Source organism: Asanoa sp. NPDC049573 (genome assembly GCF_040676615.1).
Lineage (GTDB): Bacteria > Actinomycetota > Actinomycetes > Mycobacteriales > Micromonosporaceae > Asanoa.
In genome coordinates, this window is sequence record NZ_JBFAPI010000007.1 from 312,443 (window position 1) to 332,236 (window position 19,794).

A 19,794-nucleotide genomic window follows, 5' to 3' on the forward strand; every position below is an offset into this window, starting at 1 on the left:
ACCGTGCCGGACCGGCTGCGTACCCCGCTCGGCCTGAGCGCGGCGGCCCTGCTCACCCTCGTGCTGGCGACGGTCCTGCTGGCGCCGGTGCTGTGGGGGGACCGGGCCGACGCCGTGGATACCGCGAACATCCTGCGGGGTCCGTCGTCGGCGCACTGGGCCGGCACCGACGGGCTGGGCCGGGACATCTTCTTCCGGGTGCTGGTGGCCAGCCGGCTCTCCGTGCTGCTGGCGCTGCTGTCCACCGGACTCGGCGTGCTCACCGGGCTGCTGCTCGGCGCCGCGCCGCTGCTGGTCGGCGCGCGCCTCGGCAAGCTGGTGACCGCCGCGGTGAACATCGCGGTCGCGTTCCCCGGGCTGCTGCTCGCGCTCAGCTTCGCGGTGGTCTTCGGCGTGGGCGCCACGGGCGCCGTCCTCGCGATCGGCTTCGCCATCGCGCCCGCATTCGCCAGGCTGACCCGCACCCTGGTCGCATCGATCGCCGAGCGCGACTACATCGCGGCGGCCCGGATCGCCGGGGTCGGCAGGTTCCGGATCCTCGTCCGGCACGTCCTGCCGAACATCGGCGAGCCGCTGGTGGTCAACGCGACCGTGGCGGCCGGCGGCTCGCTGCTCGCCTTCGCCGGCCTTTCCTACCTCGGCCTCGGCGTGCAGGCGCCCTCCTACGACTGGGGCCGGCTGCTCGGCGAAGGACTCGCCAGCCTCTACGTGCACCCCCTCGCGACCCTCGCCCCGGGCGCCGCCGTCGTGCTGGCCGGGCTGGCGTTCAACCTGACCGGCGAGGCCATCGTGCGGGGGATCGGGCAGACCACGCCGCTGTTCGCCGCGGCCCGCCGCCGGCCGGAACCCCGGCCGGCCGCGCCGATACCCTCCGCCGAGGACGTGGTGCTGGCCGTGGAGGGGCTACGCGTCAGCTTCCCGGCCGCGGGTGGCCGCCACGTGACACCGGTGCGAGGGCTGAGCTTCACCGTCCGCCGTGGAGAGGCGGTCGGCGTGGTGGGCGAGTCCGGCTCCGGCAAGACCCTCACCGCCCTGGCGATCGCCCAGCTGATCGAGGCGCCCGGGCAGGTGCATGCGGAGCGGCTGGAGTTCGCCGGGCAGGATCTGCGGCAGGGCCCGACCCGGGCGCAGCGGCGCGTGCTCGGCACCTCCTTGGCGATGGTCTTCCAGGACCCGATGACCTCGTTCAACCCGATCCAGCGCATCGGCCGGCAGCTCGCCGAAGTGGCCGAGCAGCACCAGGGCATGTCCCGCCGCCGGGCGTGGGAACGGGCGGTGGACCGACTGCGGGCGGTGCGGCTGCCCGCGCCGGAGCGGCGGGCCCACCAGTTCCCCCACGAGTTCTCCGGCGGCATGCGCCAGCGGGCGATGATCGGCATGGGCCTGATGGGCACGCCGGTGCTGATCGTCGCCGACGAGCCGACCACCGCGCTCGACGTGACCGTGCAGCGGCAGGTGTTGGCGCTGCTGGAGGACATCCGGGCCACCACCGCCGCGGCCCTGATGCTGATCAGCCACGACATCACGGTGGTCGGTCAGGTCTGCCGGCGAGTGCTGGTCATGTACGCGGGACGCGTCGTGGAGGACGTTGCCACCGCCGACCTGGCCACGAAGGCGCGGCACCCGTACACCCGCGCGCTGCTCGCCGCGGTGCCCCACCTGCGCACCGACCGGGACCTGCCGCTGACCGTCATTCCGGGCCGGCCGGCCGACCCCGCCGACGCGCCAGCCGGATGCGCGTTCGCGCCGCGCTGCCCGTACGCCGACGACCTGTGCCGGCGGGAGGACCCTCCGCTGGAGGAGGATCTCGCCGGCGGCCGAGTGGCCTGCTGGCACGCCGACCTGACCGCGGCGCCGCCGGCCGAACCGGCCCGGGCCGGTGAACCCGTTGAATGAGCTGAGCTTCCGCGACGTCTCGGTCCGGTTCGGCGGCCGCCGGCGCGGTGTCACCGCGGTCGATCGTGTCGACCTCACCGTCCCCGCCGGCACGGTGGTCGGCCTGGTCGGCGAGTCCGGCTCCGGCAAGTCGACTCTGGCCCGCGCCGCGGTCGGGCTGGCCCCCCTCGCGGGAGGCGCGGTCCTGCTCGACGGGCGGCCGCTGCCGCGCACGCCCGGCCGCGACGAGGGACGCCGGGTGCAGATGGTGTTCCAGGACCCGTACTCCTCACTCGACCCGCGGATGACGGTCGGCGCGTCCATCGCCGAGGCGGCGCCGCGCGGCGACAGCGCCACGGCCCGCCGGGCCGAGGTGTCCCGGCTGCTCGACCTGGTCGAGCTGACCCCCGAGCGGGCCGGCCAGTATCCGGCGCAGCTGTCCGGCGGGCAGCGACAGCGGGTCGCGCTGGCCCGCGCGCTGGCCGCCCGCCCCGACGTGATCATCGCCGACGAGATCACCTCGGCCTTGGACGTCTCCATCCAGGGCACCGTGCTGAACCTGGTGCGCGATCTCCAGCGCCGGCTGAGCCTGTCGATGCTGTTCATCTCGCACAACCTGGCGGTCGTCCGCTACGTCAGCGACCTGCTCGCCGTCATGTACCTCGGCCGGATCGTCGAGTGCGGGCCGGTCGACGACGTCCTGGGCGACCCGCAGCACCCGTACACCCGGCAACTGCTGGCCTCGGCGCCGCAACCCGGCGGCATCCCCGCCGCATTGACCGGTGCGGAGGCCGCGTTGGACACCGCCGAGCCGGCGGACCCGCACCACCCGCCGGCCGGCTGCCGCTTCCACCCGCGCTGTCCGGTCGGCCCGCTGGTCCTGGAGGGCCGGGATGCCTGCCGCGACACCGAACCGGACGGTGCCGGCCGCCGCCACGAGGCCGCCTGCCACTACGCCGTCCGCTCGTCCGCACCGACCGCCCCGCACAACACGAGGAGCACGCCGTGACCCGACGCCAGCGCATTGACGACCTGCTCGCCCTCGCGGTGCCGGAAGAGCCGGCGATCGCACCGGACGGAACCCGCGCGGTGTACGTGCTGCGCACCGCCGACGCAGACGCCGACCGCACCGTGCGCAACCTCTGGCGGGTCGGCACCCGCGACGGCGAACCGGAGCAGCTCACCCGCGGCGGCGCCGACTCGGCACCGGCGTGGTCGCCGGACGGCACGCGGATCGCCTTCCTGCGGGCCGCCGACGGGGCAGCACAACTGTGGCTGCTGCCGGCCGGTGGCGGGGAGCCTGAGCAGCTCACCACGCTGCCGTTGGGCGCCGGCCGTCCGGTTTGGAGCCCTGACGGCGCGGCCATCGCGTTCGCCGCCCCGGTCGACCTGAACGCCGCCGGCGGCGAGGACGACCAGGCGCGGACCAGGCGCGCCGCTGCGCCGATCGTCACGGACCGGCTGGACTACCTGGCCGACGGCGCCGGCTACCTGCGCACGGTGCGCAACCACGTGCACGTCCTGGACCTGGCCACCAAGGTGGTCCGCCGGGTCACCGACGGTGACTGGCATGCGGGCGACCCGGCGTGGTCACCGGACGGGACGCAGCTCGCGTACTCGGCGGCCACCGACCCGGACGCCGACCGTACGCTGCGCTGCCCGGTCTATGTGCGCTCCGCCGACGACCCGGCCGCACCGCCTCGCCTGGCCGGCCTGGCCGACGGCGTCGCCGGCCCGGTGACCTGGACCGCCGACGGCACGGCGTTGCTGGTGGTCGGACATCCGCAGCGGCCGACCGGGCACGCCCACCTGCTGCGCGTGCCGCTCGACGGCGGGCCGGTCAGCAGCCTGTCGGCCCCGCTGGACCGCAACGTGATGCCGGGCGGGCCCGGCTACCCGGGCGCGCTGCCGTCGCTGGTCGATAGTGGACGGTCGGTGCTGTTCTGCGTCCGCGATCGCGGCGACACCCACCTTTACACCGTGCCGGTCGAGGGCGGGGAGCCGACGCCGGTGCTGGCCGGCGCCGGGCGCACCGTCGCCGGGCTGTCGGTCGCCGGGGACACGGCGGTCACGCTGCTTCTCACACCCACCTCGCTCGGTGAGCTCGTCACCGTCGACCTCGCCGGGGGCGGCGAGTCCGTGCGCACCGCGCACGGCACCGACGTCGACCTCTTCCACCGCGAGGAGCGCGAGTTCACCATCTCGGACGGCACGGTGGTGCACGGGTGGGTGGTCCGCGACCCGGAGACAACCGGCGCCGGCCCGCTGCTGCTCGACGTGCACGGTGGGCCGCACAACGCGTGGAACGCCGCCGCCGACGACGTCCACCTCTACCACCAGGAACTGGCGGCGCGGGGGTGGACGGTGCTGTTGGTCAACCCGCGCGGCAGCGACGGGTACGGCGAACGGTTCTACACCGCCGCGCTCGGCGGTTGGGGTGTGTCCGACGCCAAGGACCTCCTCGAGCCTGTCGACGCGCTGGTCGCCGAAGGTCTCGCCGACCCCGCCCGGCTCGCCGTCACCGGATACAGCTACGGCGGGTTCATGACCTGCTACCTGACGGGGATCGACGACCGGTTCGCGGCCGCGGTGGCCGGCGGGGTGATCAGCGACCTGACCAGCGGCGCGGGCAGCTCAGACGCCGGGCACTTCATCGGCGCGTTCGAGCTCGACGGTGGCTCGTTCCAGGAGATGTCGCCGATCACCCGGGTCGACCAGGTGCGCACCCCGACGCTGATCCTGCACGGTGCCGATGACGTGCGGTGCCCGGTCGGGCAGGCGCAGCAGTGGCACACCGCGCTGCGCGAGCGTGACGTGCCGACCCGGCTGGTGCTCTACCCGGACGCCGCACACCTGTTCATCCTGCAGGGCAAGCCGTCGCACCGGATCGACTTCAACAGCCGGATCGTCGACTGGGTCGAGCAGTACGCCGGTGACGCGAGCGGGCCGCGCCGCCCAACCCTGGACGCCGCGCACTGGCAGCGCCGGCTGGCCGCCCTCGCCGAGCGACACCACGTGCCCGGCGCCACGCTCGGCATCCTGCGCCTGCGTCCCGGCCGTGACGACGAACTGGTCGAGGCGGCGTACGGCGTCGTCAACAAGGACACCGGCGTGACCACCACCACCGACTCCGTGTTCCAGATCGGTTCGATCTCCAAGGTGTGGACCGCCACCGTGGTGATGCAACTCGTCGACGAGGGACGGCTCGACCTCGACGCGCCGATCGTCGACGTCCTACCGGAGTTCCGGCTCGCCGATCCGGACGTCACCAAGCAGGTCACCATGCGGCACCTGCTCACACACACCAGCGGCATCGACGGCGACGTGTTCACCGACACCGGCCGCGGCGACGACTGCCTCGAGAAATACGTGGCGGTCCTGGCCGGCCAGACCCAGAACCACCCGCTCGGCGCCACCTGGTCGTACTGCAACGCCGGTCTCTCGGTGGCCGGCCGGGTGATCGAGAAGCTCACCGGCGGCACCTGGGACGCCGCGGTCCGGGAACGACTGTTCGGCCCGCTGGGGTTGCGCCACACCGGCACCCTGCCGGAGGAGGCGCTGGCGCACCGGACCGCGATCGGCCACGTCGGCGAGGACCTCGACAACCTGAAGGTCGCGCCCGTGTGGGGGCTGCAGCGCTCGGCCGGCCCGGCCGGACTGATCAACTCCACCGCGGCCGAGGTGCTCGCGTTCGCCCGCCTGCACCTGCGCGGGGGAGTGGGCCCGGACGGCACCCGCTTGCTCAGCGAGGCGAGCACCGCGGCGATGGCCGCGAAGCACGCCGACCTGCCCGACGTCTACTCCCTCGGTGACTCCTGGGGTCTCGGCTGGATCCGGTTCGGCTGGGACGGGCACCGGCTCATCGGCCACGACGGCAACACGATCGGCCAGTCGGCCTTCCTGAAGCTGCTGCCGGAGCAGGGCCTGGCCGTCACCCTGCTCACCAACGGTGGCAACGCCCGCGACCTCTACGACGAGCTGTTCCGGGAGATCTTCGCGGAGGTGGCCGGCGTGGCGATGCCGCACCCGATCGCGCCGGGCGCCGAGCCGGTGCACGTCGACTTCCAGCGGCACCTGGGCACCTACGAGCGGGCCAGCGTGCACATCGAGGTGCTGGAGCGCGACGGCGGGCCGGTCCTGCGTACCACCATCACGGGGCCGATCGCCGAACTGGTGCCCGAGCCGACCCAGGAATACCCGATGGTCCCGCTCGACGAGAACCTGTTCCTGGTCAAGGAGCCGTCCGCGCAGAACTGGGCGCCGGTGACGTTCTACGCGCTGGCGACCGGCGAGCGGTACCTGCACTTCGGGGCGCGGGCCACGCCGCGGGTCCTCGATGGACAGTGACGCGGCCACCGCGCAGGCCCTCGCCGCGGCCCACGCCGCCGGGGTGACCGTACGGGAGATCACCGACGCCGCCGAGATACAGGCGATGTACCGGTTGTTCGACCGCATCTGGCGTCCAGAGCCAGACAACCAGCCGGTCACGGCCGCGCTGATACGGGCGCTCAGCAAGGCCGACAACTACGTCGCCGGCGCCTACGACGGCGCCGAACTGGTCGGCGCGTGCGTCGCGTTCTTCGGGCCGCCGGCGCAGGCCACCATGCACAGCCACATCACCGGGGTGGCCCCGTCCGGTGGGCGGCGGGCGGTCGGCTTCGCGCTCAAGACACACCAGCGCGGCTGGGCCCTGCGTCGGGGCCTGAAAACCATCTCGTGGACGTACGACCCGCTGGTCAGCCGCAACGCCTACTTCAACCTCGTGAAGCTGGCCGCGACGCCCGACGAGTACCTGACCAACTTCTACGGCGGTATGAACGACGGGCGCAACGGCGCCGGCGACAGCGACCGGCTGCTGGTCAGGTGGGACCTGACCGCGCCCGGGGTGGACGCGGCGTGCGCGGGCCGCCCGGCAACCCCCGAGCCGTGCGACGCGGCGGTGGTCGGGCTCCACCGGACGGCCGACGGCCGGCCCACCATGGGCGACCTCGACGGGCGCACGGTCCTGGTCGCCGTGCCACCCGACATCGAGACGCTCCGCCGGACCGAGCCCGGCGTCGCGCACGCCTGGCGGGTCGCGGTCCGCGAGACGCTCGGCACGCTGATGGCCGGCGGGTGGCGGATCGTCCACTTCGACCGGACCGGCTGGTACGTGCTCACCAAGGCGGGAGAGTCATGAAACTCAACGGCGTCGAGCTGCGGCACGTCCGGATGCCCCTCGTGGCACCGTTCCGGACCTCCTTCGGGACGAGCACGTCCCGCGACGTGCTGCTGCTGCGCGCGGTCACCGCCGAGGCCGACGGGTGGGGGGAGTGCGTGGCAATGGCCGACCCGCTGTACTCCTCGGAATACATCGGTGCGGCCACCGACGTGCTCACCCGGTTTCTCGTCCCGGCGCTCGGTGCGGTGGAACACCTGGACGCGAACGCGGTCGGGCCGGCCCTGTCCCGCTACAAGGACACCGGATGGCCAAGGCCGCGCTGGAGATGGCGGTCCTGGACGCCGAGCTGCGCGCCGCCGGCCGGCCGCTGGCCCGGGAGCTGGGCGCGGTCCGTGACCGCGTGCCGTGTGGGGTGTCCGTCGGCATCATGAGCTCGATCGGCGAGCTGCTCGACGCGGTGGCCGGATACGTCGCCGCCGGATACGTGCGGGTCAAGCTGAAGATCGAGCCGGGGTGGGACGTCGAACCGGTCCGGGCGGTCCGCGAGCGGTTCGGTGACGGGCTGTTGCTGCAGGTCGACGCGAACACCGCGTACACCCTGGCGGACGCGCGCCACCTGGCCCGGCTCGACCCGTTCGACCTGCTGCTGATCGAGCAACCGCTGGACGAGGAGGATCTGCTCGGCCACGCCGCGCTGGCCAAACTGATCCGCACTCCCATCTGCCTCGACGAGTCGATCACTTCGGCGCGCGTCGCCGTCGCGGCGATCACCCTCGGCGCCTGCGAAATCGTCAACGTCAAAGCCGGCCGCGTCGGCGGCTACCTGGAGGCACGCCGCATCCACGATGCCTGCGCGGCACACGGCGTGCCGGTCTGGTGCGGCGGGATGCTGGAGACCGGCCTCGGCCGGGCCGCGAACGTGGCGCTCGCCGCACTGCCCGGCTTCACCCTGCCCGGCGACACATCGGCCTCCGACCGCTTCTACCGCACCGACCTCACCGCGCCGTTCGTCCTGGAGGACGGTCACCTGCCCGTGCCGACCGGACCCGGGCTCGGCGTCGAGCCCCGCCCCGACGTATTCGCCGAGATCACCACCGAAACGGCCTGGATACCGGTCTAGTCCAGCTCCTAGGCTCACTGCTGTGCGACCGAACGCCAGCCTCGGGCGCGTCCTCGACGACCTGGGCGCCACCCTCCTCGAACTGGTCCACGGAGACCCGGACCAGACGGTCGCCCTCGGCGGCGTGGTCATCCACGACCCGCTGGACGAGCCCGCACTGCCCCAGCACGCGCTCGTCCTCGGGGTGGGCGTCGGCGACGCCGCCTCGACCGCCCGGTTGCTCCGCACGCTCGGCCAGCAGGAGGCCGCCGGACTGGTCGTACGCTCGCCGGTGCCGACCGGCGACGATCTGGCCACCGCCGCGGCCGAGTCCGGGGTGGCGCTGCTCGGGCTGACCCGGGGCGCCTCGTGGGCGCAACTCGCCGCGCTGCTGCGCGCACTGCTCGCCGAAGGCGACGTGGGCGACGCCGAGCCGCAGACCCTGGGCGGTGTCCCGGCCGGTGACCTGTTCGCGGTCGCCAACGCGATCGCGGCGCTCCTCGACGCGCCGGTCACCATCGAAGATCGCAGCTCGCGGGTCCTGGCCTACTCGGGACGGCAGGACGAAGCCGATCCGTCCCGCATCGAGACCATCCTCGGCCGGCAGGTGCCCGCACGCTACGCGCGCCAGCTCACCGACCGCGGCGTGTTCGGCGACCTCTACCGCAGCGACCAACCGGTGTTCGTCGAACCCAGCGGCGACGACTTCCTCGTGCCCCGGGTCGCCGTCGCGGTCCGCGCCGGCGACGAGTTCCTCGGCTCGATCTGGGCGGCCGTCCGGCAGCCGCTCAACCTCGACCGTATGCAGGCCTTCCGAGACGCGGCCCGCGTCGTCGCACTGCACATGCTGCGGATCCGGGCCGGCGCCGACGTCCACCGACGGCTGCGCGCCGACCTGCTCAGCACCGCCTTGGAGGGCGGGCCGCCGGCCCGTGACGCACTGACCCGGCTCGGGCTCGCCGACCGCCCCGTCGCCGTGCTCGGGCTCGCGCTGCTCGGCTCCGAAGGCTCGGCGAGCGCCGACGCCACGCTCGCCACCGAACGGCAACGGCTGGCCGACGCCCTGGCCATGCACGTCGGCGCGGTGCACCCGAGGTCAGCGACGGCGCTGGTCGGTGACATCGTCTACGGGCTCGTCCCAATCAACCGGGGCCGCGCGGACGTCGAGCACAGCGCCGTGCGCATCGCCACCGACTTCCTCGACCGGGTCGGCGACCGCATCCCCGCCGTGGCCGGAATCGGCCCGGTAGCACAGGACGTGGCCGGGCTGGCCGCGGCGCGGGCCGAAGCAGACCGGGCCCTGCGCGTCCTGCGGACCGGCAACGGCGCCGGGCGCCGGGTCGCCCGGCTGGCCGACGTGCACGTGGAAGCTCTGCTGCTCGACCTCGCCGACGTGGTGTCGGCGCGCGGCGACCAGCCCAGCGGCCCGGTCGCCAACCTGCTCGTCTACGACGCCCGCCACCACACCAACCTGGTCGACACGCTACGGGCCTGGCTCGACGCCTTCGGCGACGCGGTCGCCGCCGCCGCGGCGATGTACGTCCACCCGAACACCTTCCGATACCGCCTACGGCGAGTGGCCGAGGTCGGGCCCATCGACCTGCGCGACCCGGACGCCCGGTTCGCCGCGATGCTCGAGTTGCGCCTCTCGTCCCGGCGCACCGACTGACGCTCCCAGTTGGTCGGCGATCGTTTCCGCCCACATCCGGTAGCCGTTGCTCGCCGGGTGGAAGCCGTCTTCGGTAAAGGCGTCGTCGGAGAACGCCAAACCGCTCAGCGAGATGTGTGACACGTTGTCCATCGTGGACGCCAGCCGGCGTAGGACGTCGTTCATCGCGCGCCCGCGTAGGCCCAGGACGGTCCGCATGGGTCGGGGGAGACCCGGCATGTGTTCGAACGGCGGGATCCCGGCCAGCACAACCGGCACGGGGCCGACCCGACGCCGGATGGCGTCGACCAGCGCCGCGGTGTCGCGTCGGAAGTCGCGGATCAGCCGATAGCTCTTCAGGTCGTTGACCCCGGCAACAGCGATGATCACGTCCGAGTGGTCGACGAGTCGCGGCACGAGATCCCGGGTCACGTCGCGAGTCTTCGCACCGCTGCGGGCAACCACGTGCCACGAGGTCATCCGGCCGGTGCGGCGGGCCACTTCGGCGCCGAGAAAGCCGCCAAGGGCTTCCTCGTGGGTGGCCGCCCCCACCCCGGCGGCGGCCGAGTCACCCAGCACAGTCAGGCGCAGTGCCGGTTCGCTGCCCGGACACACGCCCGCAGTGGGGCCCTGGGCTGCCGGCAGCCGCGGCATCCGCCGCCGCACCTGCCTGCCCTGCGCGATCAGAACCGGAAGAACAACAACATTGGCGGGCTGCGCCAGCCGGATCAAGGCGTCGAGCACGTGCGCACGTCTCATGCCTGCGCTCCCTCCGGGCCAGGGCAGGCTCGTCTCGATAGGCACATCACCGGCGATCGAACAAAGTGTCCTCCTCGGTCGCCGGTTAGTCGAGACGCGCGTCGCGGGAAGGTTCGGCGCGGACCGGGCCCTGTTCGGTGCGCGGTCCGTCTGTGCGGATGTCGCGGCCGACAGCGTCAAGGCGCCGGCGGCCGCGACAGCCTACGATTCTGGCTACGCGGGGCCGAATCGGTAGGTCTCCCATTCACCCGGACTCGCGGACCGGGCCCGCAGCATGTACCTGTAGTTTCCGCTGAAGTTCATCTCGGTCGAGACGTAGAGGTTCGGGTAGCCCTTGAAGGTATCCATCCAAGGTGAGCTGGTCCCGTACAGCGTGAACTTCTCCCATGCCCCCGCCGTCGTCGCACGGGCCCGCAGCATGTACTTGAAGCTGCCGGGGTAGTTCATCTCGGTCGTGACATAGCGGTTGTTGGCCAGGGACTTGAGGGTGAACACGTTGTTGGCCGAGTCGATGCACTGCTGGAACTTCTCCCACGCGCCCACACCGCTGGAGCGGGCCCGAAGCATGCCGGGGTAGGTGGGATCTCCCAGCTCCGCCGAGACCGCGAGCCCGGTGTAGCCGTTGATGAGATAGACGTTCACGCAGCCCACCGAGGCCGAGGCCGGCTGGGCCACCCCGACCAGGCCCGCGCAGAGGGCGACGAGCACAACGGCGAAGGTGCCCAGACGCTTGGAAAGTCGAGTGCCCCGCCGGTGATGAACCGTCTTGCTTCTTCCGGTCACGTTGGTTCTCCCCAGTTCTAGGAGCGAGAGGACGATGCCCTCCCGCGTTCGGAAATGCCTTTCGCGCGCCGGGTGGTAGGTCAGGTCCGGGCGTAATAGACGCCGCTGCAGTACTCCGTGGTGCCGCGCACGAGACAAACCTTGAGCGCCACCGACGTGTTCTCCGCGATGTCACCGGTCTTCCAGCCGTCGCAGTAACCGGCGCCCATCCCGCGCGTGGAGGCGATCCGATCCGTCTGCTGGAAGCCGCTCGACGAACCGATGTCCATCCGGATCTCGGTGCCGAGTCCGTCCTTCTCCATGTCGCAGGTCTTCAGGGCGTCACCGGGTGCCCCGTTGGCCGGGTCGGCCTGGAACCAGAAGGTCCCCACCCAAGCGCCGTTCCCGCTGTAGATCTCGAACTCCCGGCTGTATGACTCTGAGTAGCCGCTGCCGTGGAAGGTGGTGCTGACCGTGATGCTGTAGTCCGATGGCAGCGCCGCCGCGGCCGGCGCCTGACCGACGACGACACCGAGCGTCGTCGCCGCCAGCGTCGCGAGCGCGAGCCGGAAGGATGGAAATTTCACGTCGTCTCCTTTACTGAGGCCGAAGCCGTTGTCGATCCCGTGCTCCGCGGCGCTTTGGCACATCGCTGTTTTCTGATGGCGCAGGGATCGGCGCGCGAGCCCCACCCGCCTGGACGGCCTAGCGATGGGGCTCGATCATGGGACCGCAACAGGGCGGCACCGCACCAGGACATTGAGGACGACGTTCAACCGGACGTTCGAGTCGAGCGGCCCGGCGGGCCAGGGCGTAGCTGGGCGATGTAGACGTCGATGACGTTGGAGCGTTCCTACGGTGGCCACACCGCCGGCCAAATGTAACGAGTGCTACATTGCCCTGCGTGACGGATCCGGTTCGTTGGGTGGTGCTGGTGCTCAAGATTCCGGCGGAGCCGTCCCGGCATCGGGTGGCGGTGTGGCGGGAGTTGCGGCGCATCGGTGCGCTGTCGCTGGGCCAGGGCGTGTGGGCGGTCCCGGACGTGCCGGTCTTCGCCGACGGCACGGCACGCCCGATCGCGCTGACCGAGCAGGCCGGTGGTCAGGCTCTTACCCTGCACGCGGGCGGGGGCGGCCCGCAGGATGCGGCCCGGTTGCAGGACATGTTCACCGCGGCGCGCTCCGCGGACTGGGCCGAATTCCTGGCCGGCTGCGGCAAGTTCGAGCAGGAGATCGCCATCGCCAAGTTCACCCTCGCCGAGCTCGAGGAAGAGGAGCAGGCCCTGGAGCGGTTGCGACGCTGGCACCGCGATCTGACCGCCCGTGATGTGTTCGGCGCCCCGGAAGCGCCGCAGGCCGCCCGCCGGTTGAGGGAGTGCGCCGCCGTTTGCGAGGACTACGCCGAACGGGTCATCGCCATGCTGCACGAAGCCGCTGGGGCCGACCAATGACCGGCCCCGCGCCCGGCCGGCGGATGTGGCCGCTGTACGCGGCCGGGTTCACGACCGCGTTCGGGGCACACGCGATCGCGGCGAACCTGGGCGGGTTCTCCGACGACGCGGTCACCTCGCTGCTGGTGCTGGGCGGCCTGTTGGCTCTCTACGACGGCGCGGAGGTGCTGCTCAAGCCGGTGTTCGGCAGCCTCGCTGACCGGGTAGGCGCCAAGCCGGTCCTGCTCGGCGGCCTGGTCGCGTTCGCAGTCGCTTCCGCGACGTATGCGATCGCCGACAGTCCCGGCTGGCTCTGGGCTGCCCGGCTCGGGCAGGGCGCCGCCGCCTCGGCGTTCTCCCCGGCCGCGTCGGCGCTGGTCGCCCGGCTCAACCCGGTCGCGAAACACGGCCGGGCGTTCGGCTCGTACGGGTTCTACAAGTCGATCGGCTACACGTTCGGGCCGCTGCTGGGTGGCGTGCTGGTCTGGGCGGGCGGCCTGCGCCTGCTGTTCATCGTGCTCACCGTCATCGCCGCCGTGGTCGCAGGGTGGGCGGCGCGGGCTGTCCCGGTCGTCCCACCGCTGCCGAAGAAGCGGCAGACCGTTCTCGACCTGGCCCGCCGGCTGAACGCCCCGGCCTTCCTCGGCCCGACCGCGGCCCTGGCCGCCGCGACGGCGGCGCTGTCGGTCGGCGTGGGCTTCCTGCCCGTGGTGGGCCGGGCGGCCGGGCTGGGCACGATCGCCACCGGCGCGGCGGTGTCGGTGCTGGCGCTGTGCGCGGCCTTCGTGCAGCCGCGAGCCGGCCGGGCGCTGGACGACGGGCGACTGTCCAGCCGTACCGGTCTGGTAGCCGGCCTCGCGGTGACCGCGGCCGGCCTGGCCGCCGCGATGCTGCCCGGCCTGGCCGGGGTACTGGCCGGGGCCACGCTGATCGGCGTCGGCACCGGACTGATCACACCGCTCGGGTTCGCCGCGATCGCCGCCAGCACCCTGGCCGAACGCCTCGGTCAAACCATGGGCGCCGCCGAGTTGGGCCGCGAGCTCGGCGACGCCGGCGGCCCCCTACTGGTCGCCGGCGTCGCCACGCTCGCCACCCTGAACTGGGGCTTCGCCACCCTGGCCGTCCTGATCGGGGCCGGCGCCACACTGGCCGCCACCCGCGGCCGGACAGCGCCCGCGACCGAGACCCGCCCCTGATCTGACCCCGCGCTCGGCTACAACCTGTGTCGCGTCGAGGGGCGGCACCGACATCGGTCTCGGCACGCCGGGTCGGCATCGTAGGTTCTTCGCATCGTTGGTTGGGAGACGGCAGGAATGTTTGACGTCGCATTGCGCGACGAGGTCGAGGGTTACCTCATCGGTCTCGCGGAGCTGGACGAGCGCATCACCGCGGCCGCGGTGGTGGGATCTCGGGCTCACACCGAAGGCGACCGGTGGTCAGACACCGATCTCACGTTCGCGGTCGCGGACGCGACCGAGCCTGTCGCGATACTCGACGAGTGGGCAGCGAAGCTGCGAGCGGAGTTCGACGGTACGACGCTGTTCGACCTCACCGCGGGCCCGATCACCTACCGGGTGTTCCTGCTGCCCGGCGCCTTGCAGGTGGATCTCTCCGTGACGCCGACGAGCCAGTTCGCGGCGCGCGGTGACACCTTCCGTCTGTTGTTCGGGGCAGCGAACGATCCCGTGGTCGCGAGTCCGCGCAACAGCACGGACACGTATGGGCACGCTGTTCACCACGCCGTTCGTGCACGCGTGTGCATCGAGCGCGGGCGTGCCATTCAAGCGGAGTACTGGATCAGCAGCCTCCGCAACGAGACGCTCGCACTGGCGAGCAGGCGGGCGGGTGTTCAAGACTGGCACGCACGCGGCGCGCACCTGTTACCCACGGAGACCCGCGAACGGTTCGCCGACGCACTGGTGCGTTCACTTGACCCGGCCGAGCTCAGTCGAGCGCTGAAGATAGCGATCGGGCTCCTACTTGATCAGAGCGACCAAGCTCCCGCGCTCGCCGCCCGTGTCAGGAACCACCTGCGGGGGATCAGCGAACCCGAGGCTCCGCCACCGGCATTCGAGCCATAGGAGCGACCGGCTGGTCACGGACCCGGGCGAGTAAAGATCGCGCCCGCTGGGTCGTCACGTTGCCCCGGTTACTGTGCGCAGTCTGTCGCCGTCAACCGATCGTGACATCAACCGATCGATTGACGGCGCCGATCAACCGATGTGCTGCCCGCTTGGCGGATCCATCGTGGATCACTCGGGACCAGGCTTGAGACGGACGAGATCCCCACACGCCGCGCCCGTGTCACATCGCTTCGAAGGGCAAATCGAATGACCACACTCGATCCGAGCGACCGCTACATGACGCTGATCAACACCTTCACCGTCGATCCGGCTCGCGCCGAGGATCTGCTCGAGACGCTCTCCCGCGCGACCGAGCAGACGATGCGGCACCTGCCTGGGTTCGTGTCAGCCAACCTGCACGTCAGCGACGACCGCCGGCACGTCGCGAACTACGCCCAATGGGTCAGCGCCGCGGACTTCAAGGCGATCTTCGATGATCCGGCAGTGGCCGCGCACATGCGCGAGGCTGCCGAGATCGCCGAGAGCTTCGCACCGATCATCTACGAGCTGCGCGAAAGTCACGAGAGGCGCTGATCACCGGTGCTGACCGCTGCCGGACACTCTGCGTCGTTTGGTCCATGAGATCGGGCCAGCTTTGGTCCTTGATGGCGGTCCATCCCGACCCGCAACATCGCTGAGGTGAGCACAGACCGAAATGCCGACTCCGGCTGGCAGAGCACATCCGGGCACGACGCCGCGGTCGCATCGCTGGGCACTGCTGAAACCGCCACAGGTCGTTCCTTCGGGCACGAGAGCAGCATCTGGGCCCAGTTCCCGCACCTGCAGGCCCTGGTCGTGACGGCTGAGCTGGCGGTGCACCCGACGACCGAGCTGACCTCGGATCTGACGGTGGCGCCGCTGACCGGGCGACCCGGCGAGTCCGATCAGAAGGACCCGTTGCAGGAGTGGATCGCGGCACAGATGTCCCATGCCCCGGTCATGGGCGGGTCGACGTTGGAGTCGTCGTTGCCTTCCGTCGCGGCCTGGCGCGCGGCGTTCTCGCGGTTGGGGCTGCGCCCCACGCAGTACCGTTGCGCGGCCGAATCGCTGCTTCGGCGGCTGCGCACGCGCGGTGATCTGCCACGAATCCACCCGCTCGTCGATATCTGCAACGCCGTCTCGGTCCGCTTCGCTGTTCCCGTCGCCGCCTTGGACCTCGACGCGGTGACCGGTGCGCTGTGGGTCGGACCCGCCACCGGGAACGAGGTCTACACCGATTTCGACGGCAGCGTTCAGCACCCGCAGCCGGGTGAGGTCGTCTACCGCGACTCCGCCGGCCTGGCGCACTCCCGACGCTGGTGCTGGCGGCAGTCAGCGGTGTCCGCTGTGTCGGCGAGCACGTGCCGGGTGCTCATCGTCGCCGAAGCCCTTCACGACGGCGCCGGGGCCGAGCTCACCCAATTGCAGGATGAACTCCTCGACGGCCTGAGCCTGCTCGGGCGAGCTGGTCGCCCGGCCATCTTGACCGCCTCGACGCCGACGATCCGTCTGGACGAGATCGTCGGTCAGTGACGCCGATGGCAGCAGCGGTCCTGTACACCCGGCCCGCTGGCTGCAGGGCGGCGGCGTCGAACCGATCGAGGAGCGCATCTGGTACGCGGTCGAGCGCTCGCTGCCAGCGAGCCACCTCTCGTCAAGCCAGGCGGACGGTCGTGGAGTGCACCCGGCTCGCTCTGAAGTTGGGTGGCACATGCCGACCCGAGTGTTGCCATAGGACAGAGCTCACCGGAGCCTTCCCGCGACGCGCCAAGCGTCGGAGACGCAGTGTCGCGCCACTCTCGACAAGGTAAGTCTATCTAGATAGAGTTCCGGCGCGGACGCGGCGAGTGCGGAACGGGTTCGAGTTGCGTGGGTGCTCCGCATGATCTGGGAGGCTGACGTGAAACGCAGGGTTGGGTTCACGATCGCCGGCGTCGCCGCGGGTGCGGGGATGGTCTGGCTGAGCTGGCACCCGGGATCGGCCAACCCGGCCGTCCCAATGGGTCGGGTCACGATGATCGTGCTCGTGCTCGTGCTTGCCGTGCTGCCGTGGGTGGCACGCCCGGTGTTCGGGCCGGTCGCCGACAACCGGGCCGCTCGCGTCGTGCGTACCGCCGGGTATGTCGCGGTGTATGGCTTCGTGCTGGTTATGGCCGACCTCTCGCGCTTCGCGGGAAGCCGTTTCGACCATTTCCAGGCCTTCGACCAGCGCAACTGGGAAGCGGACATGCGCAGCGGGGCCGTCGTCAGCGCGGTGATCATCGTGTTGACGATCGGTGGGTACGCGGCCGCGATCCTGATCGCCACCGCGCGTCGCACCCGGGTCGCACCCGGGCAGCTGGCCGCCGGCGCCGGCTTCGGGGCAGGCGCCGCCGCGATCACCTACGCGCTCATGCCGCTGGGCAATCGACCGCACCTCGCGAACGGATGGCTCGCGGCCGGATACACCATCGTCCTGCTCGCGGTGTTGCCGGCCGGATTCTGGTTCGCGGGAAGGCTGGGCGGCAACCTCGGCGGGCTCTACGCGGGTGGCGCCGCCGCATTGGTGCTCAGCGTGCTGACCATCGGCACCATGCTGATGTTCCCTGGCCAGGTCGATCTGATCTGGGCCAACCCTGACCCCACCGTCGCACACGGCACCCCCTTCGAGGTGCGGATGAGCGTCGGCGACACGGCCATCAAATACCAGCTCGGCCTCTTCGTGCTGCCGCTGGTCGGGGGCGTGGTCGGTGCGCTGGGCTGGTCACTGACCATGCACCGCACGTCCACTCCGGCGCTGGCCCCAGCGGGCGAACCGGTCCGCTGACGCTCGGGCTGCCGGTTTAGCCAGGCTCGCGGAGGGCCTTTCATTTCACCCGTACACCCATGACGACCACGCATCGTCGGATGCGAGCGCGGTCGCGAGTTTCTTCGTCAGCGCCGTCGACTTTGGTCGGCACGGCGTCGGCGGGCGCGCGGTTGAACGGCTCCGCCGTTGCTGACGGCGGCGTCGAGGAGTGCGCGAGCCGTGCCTTTGACGGTGTCGGTGGCCTGCTCGGGGGAGTAGCCGGCGATGTCGACGAGCCAGATGAGTGCTTCGATGCCCGTCGCTGAGCGGATGGCGACGGCCAGCCGGCCGATGTCGACGTGCGGGTGGCTGTCGCGCAACGGTGCGAGGGCTTCGGTGATCCAGCCGATGGCGCGTCCTTGGCGCAGCACCGGTTGGTCGCCGGCCGGGTCCAGTGACAGTCGCAGGGCGGCCCGTAGCTGGGGTTCCCAGGTGAAGTTGTATCGGGCGAACGCGGTCATGAGCAGGTCGAGGCGGGCGGTCGCGTCGTCGCTGGGTGCATCGGGTGGCATCAGGCTGTCGGGCGAGATGGTGGGCTGGGCGGCGAGCAGCAGGCTGCGCTGGTTGGGGAAGTATCGGTAGGCGGTGGTGCGGGAGATCCCGGCCCGTTGGGCGGCGTCCTCGACCTGCGGGGTCAGGCCGGTGGCGAGCAGTTCGCGAGCGGCGGTGACCAGCGCGAGCCGGGTGCGTGATTTCTGCGCTGTTCGCCCGGTCGACTCATACGGCATCACCATCCCATCATGGTACGGTAATCCCACATGGTACTTGAGTCCCACGAGTCCGTGCCGGGAGGAGCCCGCGATGGACCCTTACGACCCGACCATCACCGACCCCGCGTTCTACAAAGTGATCTTCGAGAACGAGCGCGTACGGATCCTCGAGTACCGCGACGAACCCGGCGACGTCACGCACACCCATCGGCATCCGGACAGCGTGATGGTTACGCTCAGCGCCTTTCGTCGCAAGGTCAGCGCCGGCGGCCGCAGCGTCGAGGTCGATCTGCGCGCAGGGGAGGCCCGCTGGCTCGGTGCGCAGGAACATGCTGGCGAAAACATCGGCGGTACGGCGACGCACAGCATCTTCATCGAGTTGAAGGAACCGCCTCCGACCACCGCGAAAACCGTCGGTACCCCACTCGGCCCCAGCTAGCGGCGCCGGTCAGCCGTTGCCAATCTGGCTGGTCGCCTGATTGAGCAGGGCATGGTGCTCCTCGAGGACGGGAGCGGCCGCGGTGGCGTCCTGCTTGGCCGCGGCGTCCGAGCCGTGCGCGATCTCTTGCTGGCCGTTTGCCATCGCTGCCTTGTGGGCCGCCTGCTGGACCGGAATCCAGACGCGGTCGTATTGCCTGGCCGGCACCTTGTCCAGCCGCTCGGTCGCCTGCCGCGCGGCGTCCGCCGGGGCCAGCGGCACCCCTAGCGACGATGCGGTCTGCTGAAGGGACTGGTCCAGCCGGGTGTGGTCGGTGGCGAACCGGGCGCCGAGGTCCTTGACCTGCTGGCTGCGCCCCTTCTGCTGAGCCTGTTGGCCGGTGGCGATTTCCAGCAGATTCGATTGGTGCGCGGCCTGCAGGTAGGCGATGTCCTGCGCGGACGGCGCGGCGGCGGGCGCGTCCGCGGCCCCGGCGACGGCTGGGCCGGCGGCGAGCGCGGCTACGAGTGCGGCGGCTACCCCGAGCGTTCGCATTGCCATGGCGGTGGTCCCCCCTCACTGGTCGCCTGCCCGCTTACCCGGGCTTTTTTGCCCTAACCACGCGGGTTCGAAGGATGATTCGCGAAGCGACCGGGCCCGAGGTCGACGTCGTCGAGGTGTTGCTGACCCGACACGCCCGCGTCGAGGAGCTGTTCCGGCCGGCCACAGTGGACGACCACGAGGCCGAGCGGGACGCGCGAGGATCTGGTCCGCCTGCTCGCATGCACGAAACGGCCGAGGAGGAGGTGATCCACTCCGGTCTACCGACCCATGCGTCGTGCACCTGCTGCGCAAGGCACGCAACCGCATCGGTTCGCCACGAGCGAGGTCCGATTGACGTGGTGGGCGCGGTCAGACGGTGCAACTGTGGAGGACAGATCGGGCTCTGGCCTCGGGGTATTCGCGACAGCAACAGGACTTATGCCATGACCCTCAGGGACTCA

19 protein-coding genes are annotated in these 19,794 nt (G+C 71.4%); 14 read left to right on the forward strand and 5 right to left on the reverse strand.

Annotated elements, in window-relative coordinates:
• Positions 1–3 precede the first annotated feature (3 nt).
• The 7 genes from AB0J74_RS18975 to AB0J74_RS19005 are packed head-to-tail and all read left to right on the forward strand — an operon-like array spanning position 4 to position 9,804.
• On the forward strand, positions 4–1,896 hold the full coding sequence (locus AB0J74_RS18975; RefSeq protein ID WP_363449505.1) for a dipeptide/oligopeptide/nickel ABC transporter permease/ATP-binding protein: 1,893 nt from the start codon (positions 4–6) through the stop codon (positions 1,894–1,896).
• On the forward strand, positions 1,889–2,884 hold the full coding sequence (locus tag AB0J74_RS18980) for an ABC transporter ATP-binding protein (protein ID WP_363449507.1): 996 nt from the start codon (positions 1,889–1,891) through the stop codon (positions 2,882–2,884). The genes AB0J74_RS18975 and AB0J74_RS18980 overlap by 8 nt, the downstream gene beginning before the upstream one ends.
• Positions 2,881–6,222 carry a serine hydrolase gene (locus AB0J74_RS18985; protein WP_363449509.1) on the forward strand — a complete coding sequence of 1,114 codons (3,342 nt, stop codon included), beginning with the start codon at positions 2,881–2,883 and terminating at the stop codon, positions 6,220–6,222. Before AB0J74_RS18980 ends, AB0J74_RS18985 begins: the two co-directional genes overlap by 4 nt.
• Complete coding sequence (locus AB0J74_RS18990; protein WP_363449511.1) at positions 6,212–7,054, forward strand: GNAT family N-acetyltransferase; 843 nt, start codon at positions 6,212–6,214, stop codon at positions 7,052–7,054. Before AB0J74_RS18985 ends, AB0J74_RS18990 begins: the two co-directional genes overlap by 11 nt.
• The gene (locus tag AB0J74_RS18995; RefSeq protein WP_363449513.1) at positions 7,051–7,467 is read left to right on the forward strand and encodes a hypothetical protein; all 417 of its coding nucleotides are present in this window, start codon (positions 7,051–7,053) and stop codon (positions 7,465–7,467) included. The genes AB0J74_RS18990 and AB0J74_RS18995 overlap by 4 nt, the downstream gene beginning before the upstream one ends.
• Positions 7,362–8,156, forward strand: coding sequence for an o-succinylbenzoate synthase (gene menC / locus AB0J74_RS19000; protein WP_363449640.1), 795 nt, complete (start codon positions 7,362–7,364; stop codon positions 8,154–8,156). The genes AB0J74_RS18995 and menC overlap by 106 nt, the downstream gene beginning before the upstream one ends.
• 22 nt (positions 8,157–8,178) lie before the next feature.
• A complete protein-coding gene (locus AB0J74_RS19005) occupies positions 8,179–9,804 on the forward strand; it encodes a helix-turn-helix domain-containing protein (RefSeq protein ID WP_363449515.1) in 1,626 nt (541 codons plus the stop codon).
• Here the strand turns inward: AB0J74_RS19005 and AB0J74_RS19010 are convergent.
• The 3 genes from AB0J74_RS19010 to AB0J74_RS19020 all read right to left on the reverse strand — a co-directional run bounded on the left by AB0J74_RS19010 (position 9,703) and on the right by AB0J74_RS19020 (position 11,891).
• Positions 9,703–10,542 (reverse strand): SGNH/GDSL hydrolase family protein, encoded by an 840-nt coding sequence (locus tag AB0J74_RS19010; protein ID WP_363449517.1) that lies wholly within the window; start codon positions 10,540–10,542, stop codon positions 9,703–9,705. The two genes, AB0J74_RS19005 and AB0J74_RS19010, sit on opposite strands and share 102 nt — an antisense overlap.
• Positions 10,543–10,755: 213 nt before the next feature.
• Complete coding sequence (locus AB0J74_RS19015; RefSeq protein WP_363449519.1) at positions 10,756–11,325, reverse strand: hypothetical protein; 570 nt, start codon at positions 11,323–11,325, stop codon at positions 10,756–10,758.
• 80 nt (positions 11,326–11,405) lie between these two features.
• A complete protein-coding gene (locus AB0J74_RS19020) occupies positions 11,406–11,891 on the reverse strand; it encodes a hypothetical protein (RefSeq protein ID WP_363449521.1) in 486 nt (161 codons plus the stop codon).
• Between the two features lie 317 nt (positions 11,892–12,208).
• On the opposite strand from AB0J74_RS19020, the gene AB0J74_RS19025 reads away from it, so the two are divergent.
• From AB0J74_RS19025 to AB0J74_RS19050, 6 genes are all read left to right on the forward strand, one after another.
• Positions 12,209–12,754, forward strand: coding sequence for a Chromate resistance protein ChrB (locus AB0J74_RS19025; protein WP_363449523.1), 546 nt, complete (start codon positions 12,209–12,211; stop codon positions 12,752–12,754).
• The gene (locus tag AB0J74_RS19030; protein ID WP_363449525.1) at positions 12,751–13,929 is read left to right on the forward strand and encodes an MFS transporter; all 1,179 of its coding nucleotides are present in this window, start codon (positions 12,751–12,753) and stop codon (positions 13,927–13,929) included. Before AB0J74_RS19025 ends, AB0J74_RS19030 begins: the two co-directional genes overlap by 4 nt.
• 117 nt (positions 13,930–14,046) lie before the next feature.
• Positions 14,047–14,814: a hypothetical protein gene (locus tag AB0J74_RS19035; protein WP_363449527.1), complete on the forward strand. Its 768-nt coding sequence runs from the start codon at positions 14,047–14,049 to the stop codon at positions 14,812–14,814.
• A 279-nt stretch (positions 14,815–15,093) separates the two neighbouring features.
• Positions 15,094–15,390, forward strand: coding sequence for an antibiotic biosynthesis monooxygenase (locus AB0J74_RS19040; RefSeq protein ID WP_363449529.1), 297 nt, complete (start codon positions 15,094–15,096; stop codon positions 15,388–15,390).
• A gap of 105 nt (positions 15,391–15,495) precedes the next feature.
• Positions 15,496–16,368, forward strand: coding sequence for a phenylalanine--tRNA ligase beta subunit-related protein (locus tag AB0J74_RS19045; RefSeq protein WP_363449531.1), 873 nt, complete (start codon positions 15,496–15,498; stop codon positions 16,366–16,368).
• Positions 16,369–16,735: 367 nt separating this feature from the next.
• Positions 16,736–17,641 carry a hypothetical protein gene (locus AB0J74_RS19050; RefSeq protein ID WP_363449533.1) on the forward strand — a complete coding sequence of 302 codons (906 nt, stop codon included), beginning with the start codon at positions 16,736–16,738 and terminating at the stop codon, positions 17,639–17,641.
• A gap of 107 nt (positions 17,642–17,748) precedes the next feature.
• Here AB0J74_RS19050 and AB0J74_RS19055 read toward each other — a convergent pair whose 3' ends face one another.
• On the reverse strand, positions 17,749–18,396 hold the full coding sequence (locus AB0J74_RS19055; RefSeq protein ID WP_363449535.1) for a TetR/AcrR family transcriptional regulator: 648 nt from the start codon (positions 18,394–18,396) through the stop codon (positions 17,749–17,751).
• Positions 18,397–18,463: 67 nt separating this feature from the next.
• On the opposite strand from AB0J74_RS19055, the gene AB0J74_RS19060 reads away from it, so the two are divergent.
• Positions 18,464–18,811: a cytoplasmic protein gene (locus tag AB0J74_RS19060; protein ID WP_363449537.1), complete on the forward strand. Its 348-nt coding sequence runs from the start codon at positions 18,464–18,466 to the stop codon at positions 18,809–18,811.
• A 9-nt stretch (positions 18,812–18,820) separates the two neighbouring features.
• Here the strand turns inward: AB0J74_RS19060 and AB0J74_RS19065 are convergent, their stop codons facing one another.
• Positions 18,821–19,351 carry a DUF4142 domain-containing protein gene (locus tag AB0J74_RS19065; RefSeq protein ID WP_363449539.1) on the reverse strand — a complete coding sequence of 177 codons (531 nt, stop codon included), beginning with the start codon at positions 19,349–19,351 and terminating at the stop codon, positions 18,821–18,823.
• Between the last annotated feature and the right edge of the window lie 443 nt (positions 19,352–19,794).

Coding starts and splice junctions, on each gene's coding strand:
- AB0J74_RS18990 (WP_363449511.1), top strand. CDS start 6,212: ATGGACAGTGACGCGGCCACCGCGCAGGCCCTCGCCGCGGCCCACGCC.
- AB0J74_RS19040 (WP_363449529.1), top strand. CDS start 15,094: ATGACGCTGATCAACACCTTCACCGTCGATCCGGCTCGCGCCGAGGAT.
- menC (WP_363449640.1), top strand. CDS start 7,362: ATGGCGGTCCTGGACGCCGAGCTGCGCGCCGCCGGCCGGCCGCTGGCC.
- AB0J74_RS19065 (WP_363449539.1), bottom strand. CDS start 19,351: ATGGCAATGCGAACGCTCGGGGTAGCCGCCGCACTCGTAGCCGCGCTC.
- AB0J74_RS19010 (WP_363449517.1), bottom strand. CDS start 10,542: ATGAGACGTGCGCACGTGCTCGACGCCTTGATCCGGCTGGCGCAGCCC.
- AB0J74_RS18995 (WP_363449513.1), top strand. CDS start 7,051: ATGAAACTCAACGGCGTCGAGCTGCGGCACGTCCGGATGCCCCTCGTG.
- AB0J74_RS19055 (WP_363449535.1), bottom strand. CDS start 18,396: ATGGTGATGCCGTATGAGTCGACCGGGCGAACAGCGCAGAAATCACGC.
- AB0J74_RS19035 (WP_363449527.1), top strand. CDS start 14,047: ATGTTTGACGTCGCATTGCGCGACGAGGTCGAGGGTTACCTCATCGGT.
- AB0J74_RS19060 (WP_363449537.1), top strand. CDS start 18,464: ATGGACCCTTACGACCCGACCATCACCGACCCCGCGTTCTACAAAGTG.
- AB0J74_RS19030 (WP_363449525.1), top strand. CDS start 12,751: ATGACCGGCCCCGCGCCCGGCCGGCGGATGTGGCCGCTGTACGCGGCC.